The organism is Anaerobacterium chartisolvens (assembly GCF_003337415.1).
Lineage (GTDB): Bacteria > Bacillota > Clostridia > Acetivibrionales > DSM-27016 > Anaerobacterium > Anaerobacterium chartisolvens.
Window position 1 is genome coordinate 188,775 of record NZ_QPJT01000001.1, and the last position, 25,510, is coordinate 214,284.

The window sequence follows — 25,510 nt, forward strand, 5'->3', positions numbered from 1 at the left end:
ATTTTTGCTCTTTATCTTTTGTATGTAAACTTCAGCCATACTGCAGCTAAGGTTTTTTCTTATGGAAATTTTTATATAACTTAAAAATTCATACCCCTGTATAACAGCCTATAGCTATATTAGAAAAGGAAAGCTATAATTTTATGTAATATTTTAATTCATCTTATACTCTATATTTTATCACTAGAATTTTCATTGTCAATATATATGTAAAAATTTGTGTATAGGTAATTAGTACTATTTTGCAATTACTTGCTGTTTGGTGTAAATTCTTGTCTGCAAGGGCAAAAAAAAAGGAGCCAGCTATAATTGCAACCAGCCCCTTGCTTTTTATTTCTTATTTTCACTTTTAACCATATTAATCATACAAATTTCACACCCGCCGCATATCCTCACTTTTCCTGAAAATACGTTTTTTATTGTTTCCAGAAGCTCTTTGTTTTTAAATTGATCCGTGCTGTGAATTATTATATTTTTAGGAGCAAGCGTTATTAGTGAGCTCACCAGAAGATCATCGTAATTTATCTCTCCCTCTGATATTTCATTAACAAACTCCTGAATACATTCATTGGTTATTTCTATTTTATTTTGATCAAGTAATATATACCTATTATCATATCCTACAATAACATGAATTACGTCAAATTTAGGATCCTGTATTTCCACAAAATACTTAAGCAGCCTTATAAATTCCCTGTATTCCCTTTCCATAAGAAACTCATCCACTGCCTTATCAACAATTTCTTCCAGATCCTTCATATAATCCTTGAGTCTGAAATTCACAAACCCGTCCAGTATTAAGCTGTCACAGCTTTCAAAATAATCCATAAGCTTCCGTATTATTACATTTCGTCTCCTCATGCGAAAAAGGCTGTTTAAAAAATTTTTGTCGTCATCCCTTATTACATTTAAAGCAATATTTAATATTTGCTTTTTTTCGGTTGTGTTGAAATAACAATAATTACTGTTTATTATCCTTGATACAAGCTTTTCTTCGTACTTTCTTATTATATAGTCAGCCAGTGCGTTAGATAAATATACTATAAAAGTATTATAGTATTGGCCTGATTTTTCGCCTGCAAATCTGTCCTCACTTATGCTACAGATTATGGAAGTCGAACCATCGGAATTAACTTTACTAATAGTATAATCTATATTATCACCTTTTAGCTGCTTTAATTCAGTGTTTATGTGCTTAAATACTTCATCGGCGCATTCGTTAACTCCAACGCACAGAAACCGCATCAACTTCACATCCCTTCAAGTGTAGTATATGTCTACGCAAATTGTTGTATGCAGCAAAGAGCACTTGCAATTTTTGCCATTTATTTTCCATGTTTTATAATAATTTCTTATATTAGAAATTTATAGATTACCCTATAAAAGTCTTAAGAAATTTTTATCTTTTATTTCTGATACATTATATGTATTTTAAATTGTTAAGTTACTTAAAGTACAAAAACAAAATTCATTGAAAATTGTACACTTTAAGGTAAATTACCGCGAGACGGCAAGCGGGATAATAGATCCTATATCTTTAACAGGCCCGTCACAAAGAGAAAATATTTCCATTCCCCTGCTTTTAATAAATTCATTAATTGCAGCGTATGACTTAAGACTTCCGGCATTACCCGAAAAAGCCAGTCTGGTTGTGTCCAAAAGTCCTGTACTCCCACCTATAAAGCCATATTTAAAGCCTGTAAGCACAATATTGTCCTCCTGCTCCACATGCAGCACTTCTATTTCTTTTTTCCCGGTAGCTTTTAAAATTCCCTTATCTCCGGTAATTATACTTTTTTGATCGACAATGCATATAGAGCATTTAGAATAGCCTTGATTTATATGGATAAGATCCACTCCCCTCTTTTCCAGCTCCCGCCTTAAAACGGGGTCAGTATATCTGGTATTATGAAAGGCATGTCCTCCTACTCTTGCAACATTGTATGCCGAGTCTCCCGGATAATCGTGCGTTAAAGCGGTTTCTCCTTTTATAAGAATCAATCCGAAATCTCTAAGCCTGTCCAGAGTAGAGCAGGGAGTTTCGGGAGCATAAACCATGTACCTGCCTCCCAAGTGATGCAGCATTACATCGGGATGATACGAAATTGCGTCATGCACCCCTTGATGCTTCTCTGTCTTAATCAACGCAATGCCCTGCTTAGCCATAGCCTCTTCAATCCTAGCCTCTATTCTCCCGTCAACAATTGCAAGACATGCCTTAGAGCGGGGAAGGCCTGGTATTTCAATAAAATTCACACTAAATTCTCCATTTCTATGCTATATATTTAGCAATAAAGATTTTACATGGAGGATATAACTTGATGGAAGAAATTTTTTTGACCCGTAAGGAATACATCTGACGAAAAGCGCCTGATGACATACCCGTGAGACATTTCCCCGCAAGGCGTCTTTTCGTTGTAGTTAAAAATTTCTGTAAGCAATTATATCCTCCATGTTTGTAAAATCTTTATTGCATCCTATATATATACTATATATATACCCTTTGTTTAAAAGCCTCTCACAAGTATTCATGAATTTATTTGCCTGCCCGCACCGATAGAATAATTTCACACTTTGACCTCTGTGTTCATAATATACTAAAGTGAACAATGAGTATAAAATATATTTTGAGATAACCAACCCTTAGAATAGAACAAACATTTAGTTTTACGGTTCGTTATCCATATATATAATATTTTCAATTATGAAGGAATTTTTAATGCACGATAGATATCGTCAAATATTTCTTAATAATTGACATAAATAAAAATCAGGCCCATAAATATATACCAGAACTAACTGTCTGTTACCGCGGAAATGGACAGTTATTTAAATAAACCGCGCCTGAAATCAGGCGCGGCTAATTTTTTATATTGCTATTAATAAATATAATTTATTTAATAAATTTAATGCTTTACGGTTATATTATAAAAATAGCTTATAGTTGACTGTAATTATCTTCACTTTCGTACGGGAGGTGCTGTTATGACCACAATTAACTGTTCTTCAAATTGCATTCATCAGGTGGACGGAAAATGCACTATGGAAAATACCGCAACCAATCTGGTATCAATATCCTCAGACTGCGTGTATTTTCAGCCAAGGAAAGCAAAGAAAACGCATATTCAAAAATAATCAGGTGTTTTTATATTTGTATCCCTGCAATGATTTCCTTAAATTCATTATAGTTGTCATAAGCCATAGTCACACCCTTCTGGCTGGGCTTAAACGTATCAGAATTGCTGTCATACCAAAAAACCCGTATGTCTACATACTTTTTTTTGTTTTTTTCCACTGTCTTTATATGTATCTCTTCCCGGCTGTTTTTAACAATCTTGCCAACCAATTCCTCGCTATCCCAAAAATCCGCCATAGTCTCCCCTCCACATTTTTTATAAGCTAAAATTCATTATACCATAAATATATATTTATATGCCTAATAAATTTTTGCTGTATGAATTATTTAATTGTAAGCAGGAAATAATAAATTAAAAATAAGGAAAAAGGAGCTGACATAATAATGAATAGGACTCCATTAGACAGACTGGCATTAATTCTTGTTATAATAGGAGCTTTAAACTGGCTGCTTGTCGGATTATTCCAATACGATTTGGTAGCGGCAATTTTCGGAGGAAACACTTCATTTGTAAGCAGAACAATATACACCCTTGTAGGTATTGCAGGTTTATACAGCATTAGCCTCCTATTCAGGCAGAATGTACGCGCGGGAGAAGGATCACATTAATGAAAAACACATTTATTTCCGTTATAAAATTAATTAAAATGCAAATCATAAGGGTACACCAATGGATTTAGGGTCATATATCCGCTGGTGAATAAACTATGTGGAGGCTATAGCGATGGCTTACAACAGTAAAACACAGTTTGAACAAATGAAATATGAAATAGCTTCTGAGGTTGGCGTAAATTTAAAGCAGGGCTATAACGGAGACCTGTCATCTAGGGATGCGGGAAAAATCGGTGGAAACATTGTTAAGAAGGTTTTTCAATCCTACACTGGAAATAATTATAATAAGTAAATGCCCTGAAAAGGAGCAGCCGATAAAAAGGCTGCTCCTTTTTTTAATATTGGAGAATAAAAAAGCGACTGTGAAAATAATAATTAGCAAAGATATTTTTATGGTGATGCAAATGAGCATAAACGTACTGATGCTGGCTGTACTGGCATTGATTATTATACTGGTGTTTCTTCCCGATATTTTTCCCTTCTGTTCGAGCTGCAAGAGAATAAAGCCAAGGACAGCCTTTAAAATTCATAAGCCTCTAAGCCCTATCCCCGGATATTCTTCAAACAAGTCGGTGTGCAAAAAATGCTGTATGAAATACGGCATATACAGCCTTAGCGAATTTAAACGTTTAGAAAGGATTAAAAAAAGTGTAAGCCTGCATGTCAGTCTCGAAAAGGATAAGCCGCCTCTGAAGAACCATATGGATTAACACACGGAAGGTGCTTTAACCTGAATAAAATAATTTAAAAACAGAAACCATATATAATAGGCTCTAAAATCAGACATATGTAAATATACTTTTGGAAAGGATTTTTATGAAAAACTTGCATGGGTCAGTAACTATAGGCTTGCGGGAAAAAGAAACAAATAAGGTAATAGCTATCTATCCCTACACTCCCGATGAGAACGACAGCGACAAGGATATTGAGGACAAGGTAAAATTCTGGTTTTACCAGCAGAGCTGCTCGGCCGAAGAGAAGCTTAAGGAATGCTATGTTGATGTAATTGAGCAAAGTGAACTCGTACATTAAATGTACGCGTACACTAGGTGTACGAGTACACTGAACAAAATTATTAAAGATTATTAAGGGAGGTTTATAAATGATTACGGCAGATGTTGCAATATACCCTCTTAAAACAAACAGCGCCTCGGAAGTAATCACCGACTCTATCGATACCTTGAAGAAAAAAAGGGTTGATTATAGTGTGAGTTCCTTAAGCACCAGACTGACAGGCTCTAAGGAGGAGGTTTTCAGCAGTCTTTCGGATATGTTCTCAAAGGCCGAGGGCAGCGGAGGAGAAATAAGCATGGTAGTTACAATATCAAACTCCGCCCACTAGTAAAAATTTTTTTAAGGACTTCATATAAAATTGAGGTCCTTATTGCATTTTATTATAGTTTAATATAATAATATATAAGTAAAGCCTACAAAATTTATAGAAAGAAAACAAAAATGCATTATATAATAGTTGATTTGGAGCTTAACAGCAAAGCGTATAAGGGAAGGCTTCCGAATGAAATAATTGAGATAGGGGCAGTAAAGCTGAATCAAATGCTGGAGGTAGACGATTCCTTCCAGTCATTTGTAAAGCCCAAATTTCACAAGAAGCTTTTCCCTCTGATTAAAAGAAAAACACATATTTCTCAACAGGAAATAAATGATGCCAGAAGCTTCAGGGAGGTTTTATCGGACTTCCGGCACTGGATGGGAGAAGGCTGTCTTATTTGCACGTGGGGCAATGACGACATTCACCATTTGAAATCAAACTGCCGCTTAAACAACATGAGCGGAAAGTGGCTGAGCAAATCCTTTGACATACAGAAGGAATTCTCAAAGATACACAACTCCCCTCCCGGCCAGAGGTTCAGCCTTATAAACGCCCTTTCGGCGGTGGGCATTAAGCCGTCTGAGGATTTGCACAGGGCATATACCGACGCGAGATATACAGCCGAGCTTTTTATAAAGGTGTTTGACGCCCTTTGTATAAATTGCACCGAGCCCAATGCAGAGGTGCAGGATGGAGGCTCTGTTTCCATCTGAGTTATTTCTTTATGAAATATTGAAAAAATTCATTATTTGGTAGTGCCTATACATAAAAAAATAGTATAATAATAAGTATCAATAGGAGATGGTTTTTTAACCTGCCTCTTATACAGATTGAGAACGGGCTTTCATTGCTTTCTGGCATGTAAGCCCATTAGATTTTTTTGGGGGTAATTTTTATGCTGCATTATACACTTTGCAATAGTTCAAATAGTTTCTGCCATTCAGGTATAGCTTCCAATGCCTTTCGTGGGTTGTCCCCAATCCAAGAGACAATCTTGTCTCGCAGCTCACTTGGATGATTAATCTTAAGCTTCTTCATCCATGGAGTAAGAGATGTAAATAAATCCTTTCCGGAAAACACTTGTAGGATCCAATCAATATCCTCACATCTCTCTAATGAAAAATCAGATACATTCTCATTATATCTCTTTACTATCTCTGAATCATCTAAAACAGATTGAACTCTGGAAAGAAATTCATTAGCGTCATTACGTATTAATTTCAAGCAGTTTTCCTGACTGCAATCATCAACAATTAAAAAATCCTTCTTTTCTTGTGCAATTGACTTTGGTTTGGTTGGCAAATCAAATGGAGGCGGCAGAATTCCCTTTCTCTTTAATTTGCCAATAGTCCATCTAGCTGCCTGATAAAAACGTATGCAAACCGCCGCCTTTTTTATTTCTTTCATCACCTCAGAAACAGGAGCACAGCAAGCGGCACTTACGATATCAGGCTGCAATAAATAATTTTCAATTTCATGTCTGCACCAATGCCATCCAAGAATAATTTCAATTCCGTTATTATTAAACTTGATAGGCTGTGGAATTTTCACATTGACATCAACATCATAATCAAAATCTCTATCCCTAAGATAAAAAATACTATTCTTTTTTAATTCTTTTCGTCTTTCTTTTACTGTTGTATTCAAGCTACCCTTTGTTCCCCCTATCCGGACAGCAAAAGGCAGCACATACTCAGACATCAGAACATTGATTATTTCCGCATCAATTTTACCTTCTACAAGAAGCTCTGCTATAGGCATAAACTTCCTCCTTCCAGTCTAAGAGTCTGTCCTTCCGGAATAATATCTCTTAGATAAGGAGAATGGCTTGTAATGATATATTGGCAATCCGGACCGATTTTTCTTAAGGAGTTGTATAAAAGCTGTTGCTCCGGCGGATGCAAGTGCAGCTCAAGCTCATCAATTAAAACTATTGAACGGGATATATTAAGCCTGACAAATTCATATAGCACACAAAATACAGCCTGTTCCCCGGAAGACATTTCACTTATATCATATCTGCTGTCGTTCCTTTTTATCATGAAATAGAATTCAGGCTCACTTTGGTCAATAGTCGAGGGCATAATTTCCAAGCCATCAAATTTTGATCCGATAAATATCCTTGATAGGTAGCCTTGAAGTTTTTCCAGATAGTCTTCTTCGGGAATTATATTTGTCGAGTATCTTCGCTTATGCTCCCACCCTACCAGATGCTTGCGCAATACCTCAATACCCGCTTGCCAGCTAATTTTCTGCGAATCGACATCATTGCCCTCAATGTTTTGATAATTTCCTCTTCCAAGGTTTCTATACTGGTCAAACCAAAAAACATCTCCTACCCTGTCAAAGTATTTTTTGTCTTGCTTGTCTCTCTGTATTAAGCTTGATTTTGTATAATATCTTCCCAATAACTCAACTAACGCACCTCTGCCTTGTTTTGCCCTGATTCTGCCCGACTCATAAATAATAGTAATGCAACTATCCTTTTTAGGAGCTATAAGGTTATCTTTTTTAAATTGAACGGGTAAGTATTGCTTCCACTTATTATAAATTTCATCAATTGCATTTATTTCATCCTCACTTAAGACAATATCCACTTCTATATATGTCTTACCAAAAGTGCTTACCCTATCTCCAAGAAACCCATACCACTGAAATTCGTAAGGGTTGTTAATTTTTCTTGTCGCTAAAGAAATAACTAGTGCTAAAGCCTGCAAAACCGTAGTTTTTCCAGAACCATTATCCCCAAACAGGCATGTTATAGGCCGTATTTTACCTGATTGCCTATCAACAAAGTCAATTTCCAAATTCCTTATACCTTTAAAATTTTCTATTCTAACAAATTTTATCTGCATAATACTAACTCCCTGTCCTAGATTACTTTACGATATCCATTACTGCTCGGTTTACCTAAAGTCTTATCCTCAGTATAAGCTATTATACAATACTAACAAATTAATTACAATTCATGCCAATCAATAGGGCTATCTAACTCGTTTCTATAGCTTTTGCCCCCGCATTATTACCTGATGCTTATTGAGGCACGGTTATGCATTTATGATATATTACATTTATTCTATTGTCGATATTATCTTTTACTTTTTGTTTTTGAACTTATTTTATATATGTCATAATTCTTGTAAACAGCAAGCCTGCTCATCATCTTCTGCCGTACCCTAGCTTCTATTTATTTTGCTCTGCAGTGTCCCCTACTGTCTCATTTAGTCCCCATTTTCTAATTTTATGCAAGTTTTGTCCCTCAATTCCTTTACTGTCTGTCTAGTAATGTCTTTTTATTTCTCTCTATAATCAACATTTTGACTTTACTCCCAATAAAAATATGATATTTTATTAATTGGAAGCTTTTAGAGAAAGGAGGCTATAGATGGAAAATGATATACTGACAGTCGAAGAAGCTGCCAAGCTGTTGAAGCTCTCAACAAAGGCTATTTACAGGATATCAGGCTGCGAGTCTGGAATTCTCCTCACTGCGGGAGGAGTTTACATACCGCCGCGGAATGATCGACGCTTTCAGAATACGGGATATTATTACGGGATCGTAAAAACAGCTATAAATAATATCCCCGTGCTGCTTAAGAATCAAGCAGCACGGGGATATTCAGCAAGCTTTTCGCAGACAAAATTTATATTTTTGTCCGCCTTTTAAAGCTATGGTATCCATTAAATTCTTTTTATCGTAATGAAAATTATATAAGCAATAGTTACCCTTGAGTCTCTTCGTTATTATACATGGATTATCCCTCCTAAAGCCGTATTTCAAAAATAATCTTTTTCTTAGTAATATCTTATGAAATAAAGAATATACTTGTTAATTTGAGCAAAAGTATATCCAATATTATAATAGCCAACCCGATACTAAAATAAACATAAAAATAATGTCTGCAAAAAATTTGAAATTATATTATTATTTTAGCATATGCTTGTCCAAATATCAATTTTATAATCAATGAAATTTTGTATATCCTTCTACTTCAAATAATTTTTTAATGATACAACATATCCGGCACCAGGCAAAATCCAATTATCAAATGTAATCTCCGCAGAGTGCGAAGTATGTTCTATGACCTTGAAATTATTGCCCAGCTCAGAGCCGGAGTAGAAGAGAGAAGCAAAACCATTTACACATAAATCCCAGCTACAGATATCTCTGCCGTCAATAAAAATCTTATGCTCAAATTTTTTACATGGCAATAATATTTTATAAATTTGCAACGAGTCAGTTATTGGCACTTCATATTCATAGTCTATATCTATAATATGGCTTTTGCCTTCTTGCAATTTTCTCTCTAATGTAATTCTATAATCATAAACAGTATGGTATTTATCCGTTATATCTTCGACCTTTAACAGTCCAGGTATTTCATGCAGCAGATCTACGTTATTAATTTCAAACTTATAAATTTTTAAGTTTTTCTTTTTTTCCTCATCAGTTTTCTTCCCCTCGTTTAAAAATGCCAATTTTAAACGAATTACATTTTCTAATTCATAGTTATTTATAATATTATATTTTAAATTAACCCTTTTTTTAAAAATCCCGTTTTGTGAGTCAGGCGTTATCCAGTAGGTACATTTATGATAATCATAATAAAGTCCTACTAATAGTCTGTTTAAATTTTTTTCTAAAGAATATATGGAATCATTTAATAAATCAGATGTTATCTTTAATCCGCTTTTTTGAATAATTATCCGTTCTTGAAGCTTTTCCAATATGCTGTTTGAATAAGTACTTAAATCAAACCCGGCCGTTAAAATACTTTTCGATAAATTTGTATAGGTCTGGATAACTGTATCCTCAGTATTTTTTTTCATAGAGGTAATCCTTAAGAACAATGATATTAATCCTGTCGAAATAAATGTGCCTGAAAACAGTCTGACTATATCCAGAAATATTTTATATGCTGTAGATATGGATATGTTATTAGCACTGGAAGAATCCAAGTAATTTTGAACAAGTATATAAAATACTGTACCTATAACCACAAGGGCGATCATGAAGGATTTAGTTGAAACAATAGTTTCAATTCTCTTACCCTTAAAAAATTGTTCCAAATCCATATTTTTCCCCTTTACGCAGTGTTTATGTTATTATATCACATAAATTGGTGTAATTACAGTATTATTCATAATAAGGTTTAATTACTATTTAATTACACACTGTAAGCATAAAAAGCACCTTCCTTTATGTTTTTCACACATAATAAGAAGGTGTTAATATATTCAACAGGAATGCCCCAAGCCCTGTAAACACCTTAGACGGCGAACGAAAGGAGATATTTACAGGCTATCAGCTTCTTTTGTCCACTCAGGTTTGCTTTTAAGATACCGGAGTACCTCTTTAAAAAACCTTTTTGCACCTTCAACCTGCTCCTCAGCTTCTTCCCTTGACGCAATATAAAAATCGCTGTAATCACTTTCATTTCTTATAAAACTGGCCTTTTGAATAATCTCAGAAAAAACAATATCAAATTCGCCGGTTTTAATAAAATTTTGCCTAAAAAAGGCGATGACCCCTGAATGCTTCTTAAAGTCGGCTCCTTCTAGCGCAAGTACAGCCCGCATTGAGTGAAATATGGCATAGTACGCCCTGTTTGTCGCGCCTTTGTATCTTTGCATATTCAGCAAATCTATCGCAGTCTCCAAATCTTCCTCAGCAGTGCTAAGCCTATGTTTTGCAAGATAAATGACATTATCATTGAACACTTATCCTGACCCCCTCAAGCTCAACATTCCTGAAAAACGACAAATCTCCTTTGAACCTGTTAAACTCGTCCATATCCTGTAATATAGGCGAAACTAATACATTATATTCCATACCAAGTTCAGAGCTAATTTTGCATATGTCACTCTTATACCTACTTAAATTTATTCGATCCATGTCTACCAGAAACATCAAATCTACATCTGACTCATCCGCAAACTCTCCACGGGCACATGAACCGAAAAGTATTACATCCTTTAATTTGTCTCCAAATAAAAGTTTGGCCTTGCGGGCAAGTATATTAGTTATTTCATTAATATTCGACTGTGTAATCATATACCTCCCCCCATTCATTCTTAATAAGAATATTATAGCCTATTTCCTGATATCCAACAACTGTCAGGAGTATAAAAACAGTATAAAGCCCTACTCCTCGTCCTGCTCCTCATCCCGCTCCCAGTTGTGGTACACATTCTGAACGTCGTCCAAGTCCTCCAGGTTGTCTATCAGCTTGTCCATGAACTCAATCTGCTTGGGCTCGGTGAGCTTCGTCATGGTTTCCGGCACCATCTCTACTCCCGCCTCTATAAACTCATAGCCCTTGCTCTCCAATGCCTCTCTTACTGCAGAGAAATCCTCCGGCAACGTCAGCACCTCAAAATAATCCTCCTCCGCACTGAAGTCCTCCGCTCCGACGTCCAAAGCCTCCATCATCAAGTCATCCTCAACGGTCTTATCGGTCTTCTCAATAAGTATTACTCCCTTTTTATTGAACATATATGATACACAGCCTGTCTGGCCCAAATTTCCACCGAATTTATCGAAATAATGCCTTACATCGCCCGCCGTCCTGTTCCTGTTGTCTGTCATAGCCTCTACTATAACAGCTACTCCCCCGGGCCCGTATCCCTCATAGGATATCTCCTCATAGTTGTCCCCGTCGGTATCCCCGGCGGCCTTTTTTATGCTTCTCGTGATGTTGTCATTTGGCATATTTGCAGCCTTTGCCTTTGATATAACATCCCTAAGCTTAGAATTGGACTCAGGATCTGCGCCTCCCTGCTTTACCACCATGGCTATTTCCCTGCCCAGCTTGGTAAATATCTTGCCCCTCGCAGCATCAGATTTTCCTTTTCTGTGTTTAATGTTTGCCCATTTTGAATGTCCCGACATAACATACCTCCTATACAGCACAAGCTTTCTATCCATCAGCCGATGTCGTGCGCCAGAATCAGCTTCCGTCGCCTTTTAAAACTCTGTCTGCCAGAAATTTATTGTTTTAAAAAACACCGACAATAATTTATGTGCATTATTATTATAATATTAATTTTAAAATTAATAAAGATTTTTATGGGGACTTTTCCCCGCAAGGCACTTTTTCGTTGCTATTAAAAATTTCTGCAGGCATTTGTATCCTCTATGATTGTAAAATCTTTATCGCATCCTATCTATTTTGGCCTTTGACATTTGCATTTCCTATATTTCTGTAGTAAAATAATTACAGCATTTTTAAATTTTAAATTAAATATATGGAGATAAGTATGAACCGGCAATTGAATATTGATGTTCCCATGTACAGAAAAATAGCGCTTGACATGGCAGGCAGGATATGCCGCGGAGAGTTTAAGGAAGGGGACAGAATATACGGCAGATCTACACTGGCAGGAGAGTATAACGTTTCTCCCGAAACAGTGCGAAGGGCAGTTACCCTTCTTGAGGACATGAAGGTTGTAAAGGTTAGTCAGGGAAGTGGCATACGCATAAATTCAAAACAGAATGCCTTTGAGTTTATACAGCGCTTTGAGAATAAGGAATCCATCAGTTCCTTAAGATCGGATATTAAAAGCCTGCTTGCACAGAAGCAAAGCATTGAGCACGAAATTAATTCCATAGTAAGCAAGATTATAGACTACTCGGACAGGCTCAAAAACGCAGACCCTATATCGCCTCTGGAAATTGAAATGGATGACGACTCTCATCTTATAGGAAAGACAGTCACAGACTCTAAATTCTGGCAAAATACAGGCGGTACCATAATAGGAATCCGAAGAAATGGTAAGCTGATCCTGTCACCGGGGCCCTATCTTGGGTTTGAGAAGGGTGATCATATATTGGTAGTGGGCCAGATGGATGTACTGGAAAGAATAAAGAGCTTTATGAAGGAGTAAAAGCGGGTCTCGCCCCATGGGCAATACCCGCTTTTTTATACAGTCTATGACTTGTTATTTATAGCTTACTTTGAAAGCAATCCTTTTTCAGTCAGAAAATCTCTTGCCACATCCCGGATAGCCTTCTTTTCTGATTCCACCTTATAGTTCATCATCTGCATTTCCTCGTCGCTTATCTTTCCCGCCAATGAATTAAGCACCTCTTCCAGCTCAGGATACTTTTCCAGAGTATCATTTCTCACAATAGGAGCGGCATAATAAGGGGGAAAGAAATTCTTGTCATCCTCCAATATCGTGAGCTTGTAAGTAATAAGCTGCCCATCGGTAGCGAATGCATCGGTGACATCCATTTTCCCCTGAGAAATAGCCTGATACTTTAAAGCCACGTCCATTTTTGCAGGAGCACTCTTAAAATTTAAGCCATACGTCTCTATCATTCCCTCATATCCGTCCTGCCTGTCAAAAAACTCATGCTCTCCCCCAAACGTCAAATCCTTTGCCAGAGGTACAAGCTCACTTACCTTTGTAATATTATTCTCCTTTGCATAGTCCTCTTTTACAGCCACAGCATAGGTGTTATTAAATCCTAGAGGCTTCAGCCATTTTATTTTAAACTGCTTGTTAAATTCCTCCTGTACTATATCATACACCCTGTCGGCATCGTTAATTACATCCATTTTAAGATGAGCCGTAAGCCCTGTGCCTGTATATTCGGGGTAAATATCAAGGTCTCCTTTTTTTATGGCCTCAAAGCAAACCATTGTGCCTCCAAGGTTCTCTTTATATTCCACCTTTAAGTCTGTCTTATCCTGTATAACCTGCGCAAATATTTCTCCGAGAACCATATTTTCCGTGAAATTTTTTGAGCCTATAACTATTTTCTTCTCCTGAGATCCTCCGCATCCTGCAAGCAGTGCCAGTGATATTGCCAAAATTAATGAAACAGATATGATTTTTAGTATTTTCCTCATTTACATAACCTCCGTAATTTTTTTTATATTCTCCTTGCTCTGGATTTAACCATTCTTTTTTCTCCCTGCTCAAGGAGCACATCAAAGCCTATTGCAAGTATAGACAAAGGTATTGCCCCCCAAAGTATCATTTTCACATCCCCCATCTGAACTCCTCTGTATATAAAATTCCCCAGGCCGCCTGAGCCTATAAACACACCTATTGTCGCAACTCCCAGAGCAGTTACCACCGCCACGCGTATCCCTGAAAAAATTATCGGCATTGCTATAGGTATTTTAACCTTGAACAGTAGCTGAAGCCTTGTCATTCCCATGCCTGTACCCGCTTCTGTCAGGCTTTTGTCCACTCCTGTAATTCCAACATAGGTATTTCTTACTATGGGAAGAAAGGAATACATGAACAGTGCGACAACGGCCGGCGTATTCCCCAGCCCGAATACCATCATCAATACGGCCAGAAGAGCAAGCGAGGGAATGGTCTGTATAATATCGGCTACAGACATTACTACTCCCGCTACAGCCTTATGCCGTGAAATAACAATGCCCACAGCTATTCCTACAATTATGGCAATGGCAACTCCCTCAAAGGTAATTCGCAGATGCTCATACGTCGACATAAATATTTGCGACATTCTTTCCACCCCCCTCTAATTTCTAAGTCCCTTTGGAGTAACAGCCTTCTGCAAGCCCCCTATAACCGCCCCCATCAGAACAGCAAGTATACATGCGGGTATTGCGCCCGAGAGTATCATATTGTAATTATAGGTTTGAAGCCCTGTAAATATTAAGTCTCCAAGCCCTCCCGCATTTATAAGAGCCGCAATTGTAGCCCAGCTTATAATATAAACTGTGGATATTCTTATTCCGGCAATTATTACAGGCAGTGCAAGAGGCAGCTCTACATTTGTAAGAATTTGAAAATTGCTCATTCCCATGCCTCTCGATGCCTCAACATATTTCTGCTCCACCTCCTGTATTCCGGTGTAGGTGTTGCGTAAAATAGGAAGTATTGAGTAAAGCACCATAACAATCAACCCCGTCTGGATTCCGATTCCCAGAAGCGGCATTGCCAACCCGAACAGGACAAGGCTGGGGATCGTCTGAATAATGCCCACGGCAGCCATTACAGGCTTTGCAATTCTTTTCTTTCTGGTAAGCCATATCCCTAAAGGAATTGCTATTAATGCTCCAATCACGACAGACAGAACCGATATGAAAATGTGCTGCAGCGTAGCATCCAAGATCATCTGCTTTTGATTAACCATAAATTTTATTAATTCAACCATTTTCATTTCCTTTCCAAACGATGTCTGCCAGAGCTTTAACCATGCTTGTTTTAGTCACAATTCCCTTAACCCTGCCTTCATCGTCCACGGCTATAACAAAGCCCAGCCTTCCTGTAATGAGCATGTCAAAAGCGGTTTTTGCTTCAGCATCCGTTTTAACCACAGGAACCCCTCTCTCAACAAGCCCGCTTATATCCTTTCCCGTTTTACCAAGTTCCCTTATTTTGTCAATGGTGACTACTCCCTCCAGCCTCCCATTGTCGTCTGTCACAATAAGGGAGTCAACATTCTTCTGCCTCATAAGTGATATGCTTTCCGCCGTACCCTTGCTTTTCAAAACCGTCACAACATTGGGCTTCATAACATCCTCTACGGTCTGCAGCTCGGTATCGGTCTTTAGCCTGTGCTTGCCTATAAATTCAGCAACAAAATCATTAGCAGGATTTGCAAGCAGTTCCTCGGGGGAGTCCATCTGAATTATTTTTCCATCCTTCATTATTACTATAATGTCCGCCATTTTCAGTGCTTCATCCATATCGTGAGTTACAAAAACGACAGTTTTATTAAGCTTTTTTTGTATCTTTTTAACCTCATCCTGAAGCGTTTCTCTGGTTATAGGATCCAACGCTCCAAAAGGTTCATCCATGAGGATAAGAGGAGGCTCTACCGCTAACGCCCTCAGTACTCCTATACGCTGCTGCTGTCCTCCGCTGAGCTCGGACGGATACCTGTTTATATACTCGTCGGGGTCCATGCCTACCAGCTCAAGCAGCTCGCGGGTTCTTTTCTTTCTTTTTTCCGAAGGCCATTTTAAAAGCCTTGGAACCACTTCTATATTCTGCGCGATTGTCATATTGGGAAATAAGCCTATCTGCTGTATTACATAACCTATTTTTCTCCTTAAAAGAACAGGATTTACCTTTGTAATTTCCTCTCCATCAATAAATATAGAGCCGGATGTAGGCTCTATAAGCCTGTTAATCATTTTAAGAGTTGTTGTTTTACCGCAGCCGCTGGGTCCTATCAGCACAACAAATTTTCCCTTGTCTATCTCTAGATCCATTTCATCTATAACCGTTGTTTTATTATAGACCTTCCTCACATTTTTCAGCTTTACCATTAAAAACCACCTCTTCTACAAAAGCTTCGTCGTAAATAGGGCAATGATGTCTTTTTTTGCTCTAATGGATTAGAAATACCATGTAACTAATAATATCAATCAGTAAAAACTTTGTCAACCTCTCTAAGTTGTCACTAGTAAAAATATGGAATATGCTTGACTCGTCAATTATCTTATTAATCTTTATTAAGTATATCCTTTCATAAAATTATTTATTTACTTTAAAAAATATTAAAACCCCGGAGCAGGCTCTAAAACAGCCTATTCCGGGGTTCTTTCCAATAGCTTCCCCTGGTCATAACATCACTAACTTAAATCAGGTGTGACTCAGCTTTCGCCGGATGTGAAGTATACACGCTCATTTCCCGTGCCCGCCGAAGGAGTTCTTAACGTGCCGAACCCATCTGCATCGGCAGTGGCATAAAAGCTATAGCTCCCTGCCGCCGGAATAGTCCTTTCTTTCAAAATAAGTGCCACAGCCTCTCCATAGGAGAAATAAAGCCCCGTTACCGTTACCTTAGATCCGTCTCCGCTGTATGATACCTGGCCTGGATCAACATCTCCCATGTTTGTTTTTACCTGATCCCCTGCTTGCGCTCTAAATCCTGAGGGCAGGCTGAATACTACTGTCCCGTTGGCAAGTGCTTCACCGGGATAGTAAATTAAAGCTATGTCTATATCGGCAGCACCTTCAGTACTGTTCTGAGGCGATATTGAAAGATAACCTGTAGCTGTGCTTCCTATGGTGTCCCCCGTAACAGTTACCGTAAAAAGGTCATATACAGACGCATAACCCTGCTTCGACGCCGTAACCTGTATCTGTGTCTGGCCTGCCTCAATGCCGTATATGCGTCCCGTGTCGGAGTCAACGTATGCAATTTCGGGGTTCATTGAAACATAGCTTAGTATGCAGCCGGAGGTAACACTTACGTTTGAGGCTCTGGATCTTCCCTTTGCAACCGAAACATCGTATGCCGTCAAGGACAGCGATGACGAGCTGCTTGACGAAACAGATGAGCTTCCCTTAACGGACGCTCCTGCACTGTTTGAAATGGAAGACACCTTTGCGACGGCAGCTATACCTACCGCAGAGCCCTTTGCAGTATTGCCCAGCCTTAAACTATTTACAAGTCCGCCGTCCACAGTAAGCACCGTCTTTGGCCCGTCAATATTCAAGTCCTTTACTATTCCGCTCCTCGTCCTTATATTCATGCTTTCAGATTCCTTTTTTATATCAAGCCTTGCAATGGAACCGTCGGTTAAGATCCTTGCCCCACCCGAATATACATTTACCGTACCGAATTCACCGTCAAACCTTATTTCCTGCCCGTAAGGGATTTTATCCAAAAGCTCGACGCTGTCAAATCCCTTGAGCTTAACCTCATACTCCTCCAATATTGCGCCCGAATTGAGACGTACTGTGCTTACGGTTGTCATCCCTTCCGCTACAAGCCTTATTTTGCCGTCCTTCTTTGAAACTATTACATTACCGGCAAGCCTGGAATTTCTTATTATAATACTGTTTCTTCCTCCGCCGCGTATTATTGTCCTTCCCTTTACAGTCACATTGTCGAGGGTGACATCGCCATCCCCCACTCCCTCCGTGATATACAGGTCTCCGTCAACGGTAGTATCCTTAAGAGTCACATCCTTTGTATTAACCACGGCATTACTGGTGCAATAAAGCTTATATGTGCCGGATGAATTGAAAAGCCCGCTCATTATCTTGTCAAGCATAACGGCTGTCTCCGCTCTTGTCACGTTGGAGTACGGAGAGAAGCTTCCGTCCGATCTCGCCGCAATAAAGCCCTTTTCAGTAAACGCGCTGACAGCATCCCTGCTTGCCGACGGAATTTTCGACATGTCGGAGTATTTATTCACCTCCGATGTGTTTTTGACCTCCAGCTCAAAAACCTTCGCAAGCATATCCACTGCATCAACTCTTGTCAATGCCTGCGACGGGTATATCTTATTGTTTCTATCCGCCTTTATATAACCTGCCGCTATAGCCTTTGCAACCTCCGCGCCATTGTCCGAGCCTGCAATGACATCTGCAAATTTGTTCTCAGATTTGTCGGTATAATTGAAAATACTGTTTATCATTGCAATAAACTCAATTCTTTTTATGGCGTCGTCAGGCCTGAACTTTCCTGCGGGCTGTTCCTTTAAAACCCCTTTAGAAAGCCAATTTTCAATTGATGCGGCAGCCCAGTGCCGAGATATATCCGACGGCTTTGCGTAGGCTGCCGTCCCGCTTATTAAAAAAAGGTACAGCAGCATGACCGCGACTGAGACCGACTTCATGAATTTTTTAGACATGTCAATAACCCCCGATTCTAAAGCCATTTAATATATTATACAAAAACCGTGAAATATAAACACAGCATCAATTTTTATATCGGCATCCTGCGATATAATTTTATATATGTATATAGGATGCAATAAAGATTTTACAAACATAGAGGATATAATTGCTTACAGAAATTTTTAATAGCAACGAAAAGACGCCTTGCTGGGAAATGTCTCACGGGTATGTCATCAGGCGCTTTTCTTAGATGTATTCCTTACGGGTCAAAAAAATTTCTTTCATCAAATTATATCCTCCATGTAAAATCTTTATTGCTAAATATGTAACGATAAAGATTTTACTATGTTTAAATCAACTCTTCAGGGTTCAAGCAGTGGAGCTCTTGCGGCACAAAAACTCCGTCCCTGCGTATAAGCGTATCATCAAACCATATTTCCCCTCCCCCATACTCGGGTCTCTGTATAAGCACAAGATCCCAATGTATGGCGGATTTATTTCCATTATCACACTCATCATAGCAGCTACCGGGGGTAAAGTGAAGGCTTCCCTTTATCTTTTCGTCAAACAGGGTATCCTTCATTGGTGCTTCAATAAAGGGGTTGACTCCTATTGCAAACTCCCCTACATGTCTGGCTCCCTCATCGGTATCAAATATTTCGTTAATTCTTATGCTGTTATTGGCGGTTGCTTTTACTATTTTCCCGTTTTTAAACTCCAGCCGTATGTCCTGAAAGATAACTCCCTGATACACCGCAGGAGTATTATAGGTAATCACGCCATTGACAGACTCCCTTACGGGAGCCGTAAATACTTCTCCATCCGGTATATTCATTTTGCCGTCACATTTAATTGCAGGCAGATCCTTTATTGAAAATGTCAGATCGGTGCCATTACCCGTTATCCTCACCTTATCCGTTCTTTCCATAACTCTTACAAGACTGTCCATCGCCTTTGACATCTTGGAGTAATCAAGATTGCAAACCTTAAAGTAAAAATCCTCAAAGGCTTCGGTGGACATACCGGCAAGCTGGGCCATTGAGCTGTTGGGGTACCTCATAACACACCACCTTGTAAATTTAACACGCTGGTCTGAGTGCAGAGGCTTCTGATAATACGCTGAATACAGCTTCATTTTATCGGATGGCACATCCCCCATTTCACTTGCATTCTGTCCCGCCCTTATTCCAACATAGGCCTTCATGCTTTTCATCCTCGCCACTTCAAAGGCCGCCATATCCTCTATCTGCTTCTGGCTGCATTCGCTTAAAAGCACCCGTGTAATTTCAGGGTCCTTAATTGTAGCAAATGGCACTCCTCCGGCCTTATATGCCGCTCTTATCATAGCCTGCACAATAGCAGGCTCATTTCCTATCACTTCTATAAGAATTTCCTCTCCCGGCTTAAGCCCTACGGAATAATTTATAATGTTCCCGGCAAGCTTTTCTATACGGGAATCCTTCATATAATCCCCTCCAGTTCATTTAATATTTCTTCAAACACATTTAAAGCATCCTGTATAGGCTGGGGAGTGGAAAGATCGACCCCAGCCCTTTTGAGGAGCTCTATGGGATAGTCCGAGCCTCCGCTTTCTAAGAAGCTTATGTACCTGCTTACCGCCGGACCGCCCTCTTCCAGAATCTGCCGCGAAAGAGAGGTTGCCGCTGAAAACCCCGTAGCATACTTATATACATAGAAGCTTGTATAGAAGTGGGGAATTCTTGCCCATTCTATATCAATATCCTGATCCACCACAACCTCATTGCCAAAATATTTCATATTAAGCCCCCTGTATGTTTCGGAAAGCATTTCAGTTGTGAGAGCCTCTCCCTGCTCCGCTTTTTCATGAACAAGCTTTTCAAATTCCGCAAACATTACCTGCCTGAATACAGTCCCTCTGAATTCCTCCAGATAGTGGTTGAGAAGATATGCCTTTTCCCTGTTGTCCCTTGTGTTTGCCAGCATATGCCTCATAAGGAGGGATTCATTTACCGTGGAAGCAACCTCCGCCACAAATATTTTGTATTCCGAATAAATATAGGGCTGGGTTTTATTAGTATAAAAGGAATGCAGAGCATGACCCATTTCGTGAGCTACTGTATAAACGTCGTTTATAGTCCCCTGATAATTGAGAAGCACATAAGGGTGCGTTCCGTAAGTGCCCCATGAATATGCGCCCCCCGTTTTCCCCTCATTTTCGTAGACATCTATCCAGCCTGTGTCAAACCCCTGCTTCAAATACCCTGCATACTCTTCTCCCAGAGGCATAAGCCCTTTTTGCACCATGCTTAAGGCATCACTATACGGTATGCTTTTTTCGGGCTCCTCCACAATAGGCACATACAGGTCGTACATATGCAGCTCTTCAAGCTTTAACGCCTTTTTCCTGAGTCTTAAATATCTGTGTAGAAGGTGAAGGTTACTATTCACCGTCTTGATCAGGTTATCATATATGTCGGTGGTTATATTATCAGAATCAAGAGATGCCTCAAGAGACGAGCCGTATTTTCTTACGGTGGTATAAAACCTGTTCTTTTTTACATTTCCGCTGAAGGATGCCGCAAGGGTATTGATATTCTTTTTGTACGAGCTGTACATAGCATGGAAGGCATCCTCTCTTACCCTTCTGTCCTTGCTTTCTAAAAGCCTTACATACCTGCCCTTTGTCAATTCCACCTCGTTTCCTTCTTCATCCTTTATAAAGGGAAATTTTATATCGGCGTTATTAAACATGGAAAATATGTCGTGGGAGGCATGAAGAGGCTCTGAAGCAAGCGCGAGAAGCTGCTCCTGCTCGTCGGACAGTATGTGCTTTTTTTGTCTCAAAAGCTCATTAATATAGTGCCTGTATACCCACAGTCCCTTATTGCTGTCCATAAATTCCTTCAGCGTATCCTCGGGTATTGATATTATCTCGGGAACTATAAAGGATATAGCCGCGTATACCTCAGTGGAGAGTGCCGACGCTCTTTCCGTCAGGGCCTGATATACCGCATCCGCATTGTTTTCATCCCTCTTCATCCTTGAATACACAAACAGCCTGTCATTGAGTGAGGTCAGCTCATCGCAGAGCGTCAGGCAGGCAAGCAGCCTGTCTGTGGTTTCTCCCAGAGTCCCCTTACAGGAAACTATCTCACCCGAAAGTCTTTTAACTGTTTTAAAGTCCTGCTCCCACTTGTCAATGCTGTCATAAATATCCTCAAGCCTCCATTTGTATTGCCCGTCTATTTCCTCTCTTTTGGGAAGCTTGTTGGTCTTGGTCTGCTGCATCTTACTACCTCCTACTCCTATTATAATTGAAACCCTCTAAAGCAAAGAATGTGCTTATATCAATCGAATAAAATTCTCTTTCCATATTATACCCTAACGTCTAAAGTTTTACCAATATATTAATGCTAAATTTTTACTGTTATTTTTCATTACATTCAGTTTAACCCGGCTCATTTTTTGACTTATTAAATTCAATGGCTTTGTCTTAAATTTATGGTATAATAAAACCACCTATAAATCCTTTGGAGGTCTGCCATACTATGAAAATAAAAAAGATTATTGATGTTTCCAGAAGAATTTATCCCGGTATGGCGGTATGGCCGGGGGACAGCCCCGTAGAGATAGAAATAAACTCTTCCATTGAGAAGGGAGATGCCTGCAATGTTTCAAGCATAAAAATGGGTCTTCACACAGGAACGCATATAGACGCTCCCTTTCATTTCATCAATGGAGGAAAACGCATCTCCTCTCTTAATCTGTCACATTACATAGGCACTGTTAAGGTTTTTGATCTGAAGGTTCAAGGCTTTATAGACAAAAGCAGCATAAGCCCTCTTCCGATTTTTGAAGGCGACACGGTTTTTTTAAAGACCCGAAACAGCCTCTTGCATCAGACAGAGCCTTTCTGCAAGGATTTTATATATATTGAAGAATCGGCTGCGGCATACCTTGCGGAAAAGAAAATAAAAACCCTTGGTGTGGATTATCTTTCAATTGACGGATATTCATCCAGCGGATATTTATCCGACGGCCACCCTGCACACCACCTGCTTCTGTCTAATGAAATAGGCATAATAGAGGGCCTGTACTTAAAAGATGTACAGGAGGGAGAATATTTTTTTTCGTGCCTGCCTCTTTCTATAGAAGACGCCGACGGTTCCCCCGTAAGAGCCGTACTTTTTGAAACGGAATAAATCCCTAATCCCTGTTCATTGCCTTGAAAATAACTACTGCCGCATCCGCCCTTGTCACACTTCCCCTTGGTGCTATAACCTGCTCTCCGTTTTTGGTCTGCGCAGACATTATTCCCTCTCCAAGCATTGCTGCCACACTGTACAGCGCGCTTCTCGACACATCATCCTTATCTGAAAATTCGTCAAGTATGGAATCCTCATACCCGTTTAAGGGCTTTCCCGTTGTTTTCAGAGTTCTTGCCACAAATATTGCCATTTCCTCTCTTGCGACATAAGAATCGGGATAAAAATAGTTATTTTTACTTACCGTTATAATGCCCATCTTATCCGCAACCATTATTTGCTTATAGTATTTATGGCGGGAGTTGACATCGGCAAAGGAGCCCACAGAAGTACCCTCCACTCCGAAGGCCGTCACGAGCATACTGGCCAGCTCTCCCCTTGTTATTTTGTCGGACGGCTTAAAGTATCCGTTATTGGTCTTTAATATGTCTCTGCTTACAAGATTTTCAATCTCCTTAAATGCCCAGTGGCTGTCGGCCACATCCTTTATGGACACATGCTGCGGAGTCCTTATATTCATTTCACGGGTATATTCTGTATTGCTGCTTAAGTCAAAGGCCCTTATTCTATAGTAGTAATAGGTTCCCGGCGTAAGCCCGCTGTCGTAATATACCGTGACATTGGTATCAACCCTTGCGATTTCCTCATAGTACAGAGAAGACGGGTTCAGCCTTTCAATCTTAAAGCCCGATTCATTATTGGAATTATCCTTCCACGTAAGCTTAACCTGACTGGAGGATAACGCCTCTATAGATAAATCGGAGGGCGTTCCCGTTACATTATCACGTATTTCAATTATCTCACTGTAAATATAGGACTTAAAATATATATTATCAAACGTTTTAATTCTATAAAAATACTTTTTACCCTTCTGCACACTCTTGTCGGTATGCGTCGTTATATTTGCAGCCAGAGATGCGATCTGAACCCACTCGCCGTCAACACCCGTCTTTCTTTCTATAGCAAATCCGCTTTCTCTGCTGGAATTATCAGCCCATACAAGCTTTATCTCGGTGTCTGAGATTCTTGTATACTGCAAGTCGGTGGCAGCCTCAAGCGACATACTCCATGCCGAGGCCTCGTTTGTAAACGAGGAATAGGAATTATTATACAGCATATGAGCTCTGACTCTATAAGCATACATGATGTCGGACAAGGTATCGTCGTCTGTGAAGCTGTTAACATTCCTCTCTGTCTGTCCGTACTGCTGCCATTCTCCGTTCTCGCCGGCCTTCCGCCATATTTCAAAGCCCGTTTCATTGGAGGAATTATCCGTCCAGACAAGCTCCATATCCGCGCCCAAAGCAGACTTAACGGTTAATCCCGTAGGCGGGCTTATATAGAAGCAGGTAACCTCAACCTCATCAGTATAGTTTGCAGTATCAGGACTTCCGCTGTATGAGGCCTTTGCCCCAATCCTGTAGGTATACTTCTTATATTGCTCCAGTCCGATGTCGGTATATGTACTTACTCCGGGGCTTACTGTTTTTATGGTAATAAAGCTCCCGTCGGAGGTTTTTCTTTGAATGTCAAAATAGGTGGTTTTATTGGAGCTATCGTCCCATTTCAGTGTTATGGCATTGGAGGACGAAGCGTACCCGTAAAGCCCACCTGACGCTCCCACCTTTGTAACAGCCCATCTCCCCGACTCTCCCGGATATGCTCCCGAATATATATTTGATCCTGCATAGGCCCGTATCCTGTAATAGTACGTTGTATTTGTCATAAGCCCGCTGTCGCTGTAAGTATTTGTACCTGCGCTCACTGTGGCTATGGCAGCCCAATCGGCGCCTGCCCCCTTTCGCTCAACAACAGTGTCATAGCTGCTGGTTGCCGGATAAGCCCATTTTAAATCTATCTCGGAGGTTGAAACAGTGGTAACAGTAAGACTGCTGGGCTTTACTGCCGACGTTACCGAAGCTGAGGCTTCATTTGTATAAATGGTATAGCTTTTGTCGGAGGAGACATAATATCTGATTCTGTATGTGTATGTATGTCCTTCCCTTACATTGGAATCAGTCCATTGAAGGGTGCTTCCATAGGAATGGGAATACGCGGTGGCTACCTGTGAAAAGCTTCCTGAATCGGTTTTTTTATCAATGCAGTAGCTGCTTTCAATATTTAAGTTATCCGTCCATTGCAGCTTTATGCGATAAGGACCCGTATCAACCAAAAGTGTCAGTATGTTCAGATCGGTATCAGCCGAAACGGGTATTGCCGGAAAGCTCGAAAGGAGCAAAACAAAAGCAAGCATAAGCTTTACAAGCATATTAATCAATGGTTCTCTATTTTTAAGCATCATATATATTCCTCCAAAAATCACACTCTATTATTATTTCGGCAAAAAGGAGGGAAAGCTGAATGTCCTTTATAAAATAATGCACATAGGTATGTTATCCGATTAATACATTATGAATATATTTTCTTTAGTTCAATATCTCTTACCATTATATACAGTTATATCTCTTTGTTCCTTAAAACAGGCTTCGTATGGGAGAATTTCAACGTTCACGCCGTTGGATAAATGTGTATTATGCATATATATTTTTACATATTGACGCATCATATGAATTATGTTACCGTATATTATAAGACAGTTGCAAATTTTATTATTTA

The 25,510-nt window shown here is 39.4% G+C and carries 28 protein-coding genes; 10 read left to right on the plus strand and 18 right to left on the minus strand.

Features of this window, described 5'->3' with window-relative positions:
• Positions 1–330: 330 nt before the first annotated feature.
• The 3 genes from ytxC to DFR58_RS21715 all read right to left on the minus strand — a co-directional run bounded on the left by ytxC (position 331) and on the right by DFR58_RS21715 (position 2,441).
• The gene (ytxC, locus tag DFR58_RS00880) at positions 331–1,245 is read right to left on the minus strand and encodes a putative sporulation protein YtxC (protein ID WP_114295923.1); all 915 of its coding nucleotides are present in this window, start codon (positions 1,243–1,245) and stop codon (positions 331–333) included.
• Positions 1,246–1,497: 252 nt separating this feature from the next.
• Complete coding sequence (locus tag DFR58_RS00885; protein ID WP_114295924.1) at positions 1,498–2,256, minus strand: DUF6873 family GME fold protein; 759 nt, start codon at positions 2,254–2,256, stop codon at positions 1,498–1,500.
• A gap of 44 nt (positions 2,257–2,300) precedes the next feature.
• The gene (locus DFR58_RS21715; protein ID WP_170137979.1) at positions 2,301–2,441 is read right to left on the minus strand and encodes a hypothetical protein; all 141 of its coding nucleotides are present in this window, start codon (positions 2,439–2,441) and stop codon (positions 2,301–2,303) included.
• Between the two features lie 544 nt (positions 2,442–2,985).
• Between DFR58_RS21715 and DFR58_RS00890 the strand changes: the two genes are divergently transcribed.
• The gene (locus DFR58_RS00890) at positions 2,986–3,135 is read left to right on the plus strand and encodes a hydroxymyristoyl-ACP dehydratase (protein WP_114295925.1); all 150 of its coding nucleotides are present in this window, start codon (positions 2,986–2,988) and stop codon (positions 3,133–3,135) included.
• Positions 3,136–3,145: 10 nt separating this feature from the next.
• Here the strand turns inward: DFR58_RS00890 and DFR58_RS00895 are convergent, their stop codons facing one another.
• On the minus strand, positions 3,146–3,373 hold the full coding sequence (locus DFR58_RS00895; protein ID WP_114295926.1) for a transcriptional coactivator p15/PC4 family protein: 228 nt from the start codon (positions 3,371–3,373) through the stop codon (positions 3,146–3,148).
• 147 nt (positions 3,374–3,520) lie between these two features.
• Here DFR58_RS00895 and DFR58_RS00900 point away from each other — a divergent pair, with 147 nt between their 5' ends.
• The 6 genes from DFR58_RS00900 to DFR58_RS00925 all read left to right on the plus strand — a co-directional run bounded on the left by DFR58_RS00900 (position 3,521) and on the right by DFR58_RS00925 (position 5,791).
• The gene (locus DFR58_RS00900) at positions 3,521–3,745 is read left to right on the plus strand and encodes a DUF378 domain-containing protein (RefSeq protein ID WP_114295927.1); all 225 of its coding nucleotides are present in this window, start codon (positions 3,521–3,523) and stop codon (positions 3,743–3,745) included.
• 115 nt (positions 3,746–3,860) lie between these two features.
• Complete coding sequence (locus tag DFR58_RS00905) at positions 3,861–4,040, plus strand: alpha/beta-type small acid-soluble spore protein (RefSeq protein WP_114295928.1); 180 nt, start codon at positions 3,861–3,863, stop codon at positions 4,038–4,040.
• 70 nt (positions 4,041–4,110) lie between these two features.
• Positions 4,111–4,458, plus strand: coding sequence for a hypothetical protein (locus tag DFR58_RS00910; protein WP_170137980.1), 348 nt, complete (start codon positions 4,111–4,113; stop codon positions 4,456–4,458).
• A 106-nt stretch (positions 4,459–4,564) separates the two neighbouring features.
• On the plus strand, positions 4,565–4,780 hold the full coding sequence (locus DFR58_RS00915; RefSeq protein WP_114295930.1) for a hypothetical protein: 216 nt from the start codon (positions 4,565–4,567) through the stop codon (positions 4,778–4,780).
• A gap of 70 nt (positions 4,781–4,850) precedes the next feature.
• A complete protein-coding gene (locus DFR58_RS00920) occupies positions 4,851–5,090 on the plus strand; it encodes a YkoF family thiamine/hydroxymethylpyrimidine-binding protein (RefSeq protein WP_114295931.1) in 240 nt (79 codons plus the stop codon).
• Between the two features lie 113 nt (positions 5,091–5,203).
• On the plus strand, positions 5,204–5,791 hold the full coding sequence (locus DFR58_RS00925) for a 3'-5' exonuclease (RefSeq protein WP_114295932.1): 588 nt from the start codon (positions 5,204–5,206) through the stop codon (positions 5,789–5,791).
• 190 nt (positions 5,792–5,981) lie between these two features.
• Here the strand turns inward: DFR58_RS00925 and DFR58_RS00930 are convergent, their stop codons facing one another.
• Complete coding sequence (locus DFR58_RS00930) at positions 5,982–6,839, minus strand: hypothetical protein (protein ID WP_114295933.1); 858 nt, start codon at positions 6,837–6,839, stop codon at positions 5,982–5,984.
• Entirely contained in the window at positions 6,830–7,933 is a 1,104-nt protein-coding gene (locus DFR58_RS00935; protein ID WP_114295934.1) for an AAA family ATPase, read from the minus strand. The genes DFR58_RS00930 and DFR58_RS00935 overlap by 10 nt, the downstream gene beginning before the upstream one ends.
• 530 nt (positions 7,934–8,463) lie before the next feature.
• Here DFR58_RS00935 and DFR58_RS00940 point away from each other — a divergent pair.
• Positions 8,464–8,745, plus strand: a complete 282-nt coding sequence (locus DFR58_RS00940; RefSeq protein WP_114295935.1) for a MerR family transcriptional regulator — start codon at positions 8,464–8,466, stop codon at positions 8,743–8,745.
• 320 nt (positions 8,746–9,065) lie between these two features.
• On the opposite strand, the gene DFR58_RS00945 is transcribed toward DFR58_RS00940, so the two are convergent.
• From DFR58_RS00945 to DFR58_RS00960, 4 genes are all read right to left on the minus strand, one after another.
• Positions 9,066–10,154, minus strand: coding sequence for a hypothetical protein (locus tag DFR58_RS00945; RefSeq protein ID WP_114295936.1), 1,089 nt, complete (start codon positions 10,152–10,154; stop codon positions 9,066–9,068).
• A gap of 219 nt (positions 10,155–10,373) precedes the next feature.
• On the minus strand, positions 10,374–10,799 hold the full coding sequence (locus DFR58_RS00950) for a HEPN domain-containing protein (RefSeq protein ID WP_114295937.1): 426 nt from the start codon (positions 10,797–10,799) through the stop codon (positions 10,374–10,376).
• Positions 10,789–11,133 (minus strand): nucleotidyltransferase domain-containing protein, encoded by a 345-nt coding sequence (locus DFR58_RS00955; RefSeq protein ID WP_170137981.1) that lies wholly within the window; start codon positions 11,131–11,133, stop codon positions 10,789–10,791. The genes DFR58_RS00950 and DFR58_RS00955 overlap by 11 nt, the downstream gene beginning before the upstream one ends.
• Positions 11,134–11,223: 90 nt before the next feature.
• Complete coding sequence (locus DFR58_RS00960) at positions 11,224–11,970, minus strand: YebC/PmpR family DNA-binding transcriptional regulator (RefSeq protein ID WP_114295939.1); 747 nt, start codon at positions 11,968–11,970, stop codon at positions 11,224–11,226.
• Positions 11,971–12,338: 368 nt separating this feature from the next.
• Between DFR58_RS00960 and DFR58_RS00965 the strand changes: the two genes are divergently transcribed.
• Positions 12,339–12,965 carry a GntR family transcriptional regulator gene (locus DFR58_RS00965; RefSeq protein WP_114295940.1) on the plus strand — a complete coding sequence of 209 codons (627 nt, stop codon included), beginning with the start codon at positions 12,339–12,341 and terminating at the stop codon, positions 12,963–12,965.
• A 65-nt stretch (positions 12,966–13,030) separates the two neighbouring features.
• On the opposite strand, the gene DFR58_RS00970 is transcribed toward DFR58_RS00965, so the two are convergent.
• The 7 genes from DFR58_RS00970 to pepF all read right to left on the minus strand — a co-directional run bounded on the left by DFR58_RS00970 (position 13,031) and on the right by pepF (position 21,917).
• A complete protein-coding gene (locus DFR58_RS00970) occupies positions 13,031–13,936 on the minus strand; it encodes a glycine betaine ABC transporter substrate-binding protein (protein ID WP_114295941.1) in 906 nt (301 codons plus the stop codon).
• A 23-nt stretch (positions 13,937–13,959) separates the two neighbouring features.
• Positions 13,960–14,568: an ABC transporter permease gene (locus DFR58_RS00975; RefSeq protein WP_114295942.1), complete on the minus strand. Its 609-nt coding sequence runs from the start codon at positions 14,566–14,568 to the stop codon at positions 13,960–13,962.
• Between the two features lie 15 nt (positions 14,569–14,583).
• A complete protein-coding gene (locus DFR58_RS00980) occupies positions 14,584–15,222 on the minus strand; it encodes an ABC transporter permease (RefSeq protein WP_170137982.1) in 639 nt (212 codons plus the stop codon).
• On the minus strand, positions 15,215–16,342 hold the full coding sequence (locus DFR58_RS00985) for an ABC transporter ATP-binding protein (protein ID WP_114295944.1): 1,128 nt from the start codon (positions 16,340–16,342) through the stop codon (positions 15,215–15,217). Before DFR58_RS00985 ends, DFR58_RS00980 begins: the two co-directional genes overlap by 8 nt.
• A gap of 327 nt (positions 16,343–16,669) precedes the next feature.
• Positions 16,670–18,661: a BslA/BslB family hydrophobin gene (locus DFR58_RS00990; protein ID WP_170137983.1), complete on the minus strand. Its 1,992-nt coding sequence runs from the start codon at positions 18,659–18,661 to the stop codon at positions 16,670–16,672.
• A 335-nt stretch (positions 18,662–18,996) separates the two neighbouring features.
• Positions 18,997–20,112 carry an aminopeptidase gene (locus tag DFR58_RS00995; RefSeq protein ID WP_114295946.1) on the minus strand — a complete coding sequence of 372 codons (1,116 nt, stop codon included), beginning with the start codon at positions 20,110–20,112 and terminating at the stop codon, positions 18,997–18,999.
• On the minus strand, positions 20,109–21,917 hold the full coding sequence (pepF, locus tag DFR58_RS01000) for an oligoendopeptidase F (RefSeq protein ID WP_114295947.1): 1,809 nt from the start codon (positions 21,915–21,917) through the stop codon (positions 20,109–20,111). Before pepF ends, DFR58_RS00995 begins: the two co-directional genes overlap by 4 nt.
• A 260-nt stretch (positions 21,918–22,177) precedes the next feature.
• Between pepF and DFR58_RS01005 the strand changes: the two genes are divergently transcribed.
• Positions 22,178–22,831, plus strand: a complete 654-nt coding sequence (locus tag DFR58_RS01005; RefSeq protein ID WP_114295948.1) for a cyclase family protein — start codon at positions 22,178–22,180, stop codon at positions 22,829–22,831.
• 4 nt (positions 22,832–22,835) lie between these two features.
• Here the strand turns inward: DFR58_RS01005 and DFR58_RS01010 are convergent, their stop codons facing one another.
• Positions 22,836–25,196, minus strand: a complete 2,361-nt coding sequence (locus DFR58_RS01010) for a fibronectin type III domain-containing protein (RefSeq protein ID WP_114295949.1) — start codon at positions 25,194–25,196, stop codon at positions 22,836–22,838.
• Positions 25,197–25,510 lie beyond the last annotated feature (314 nt).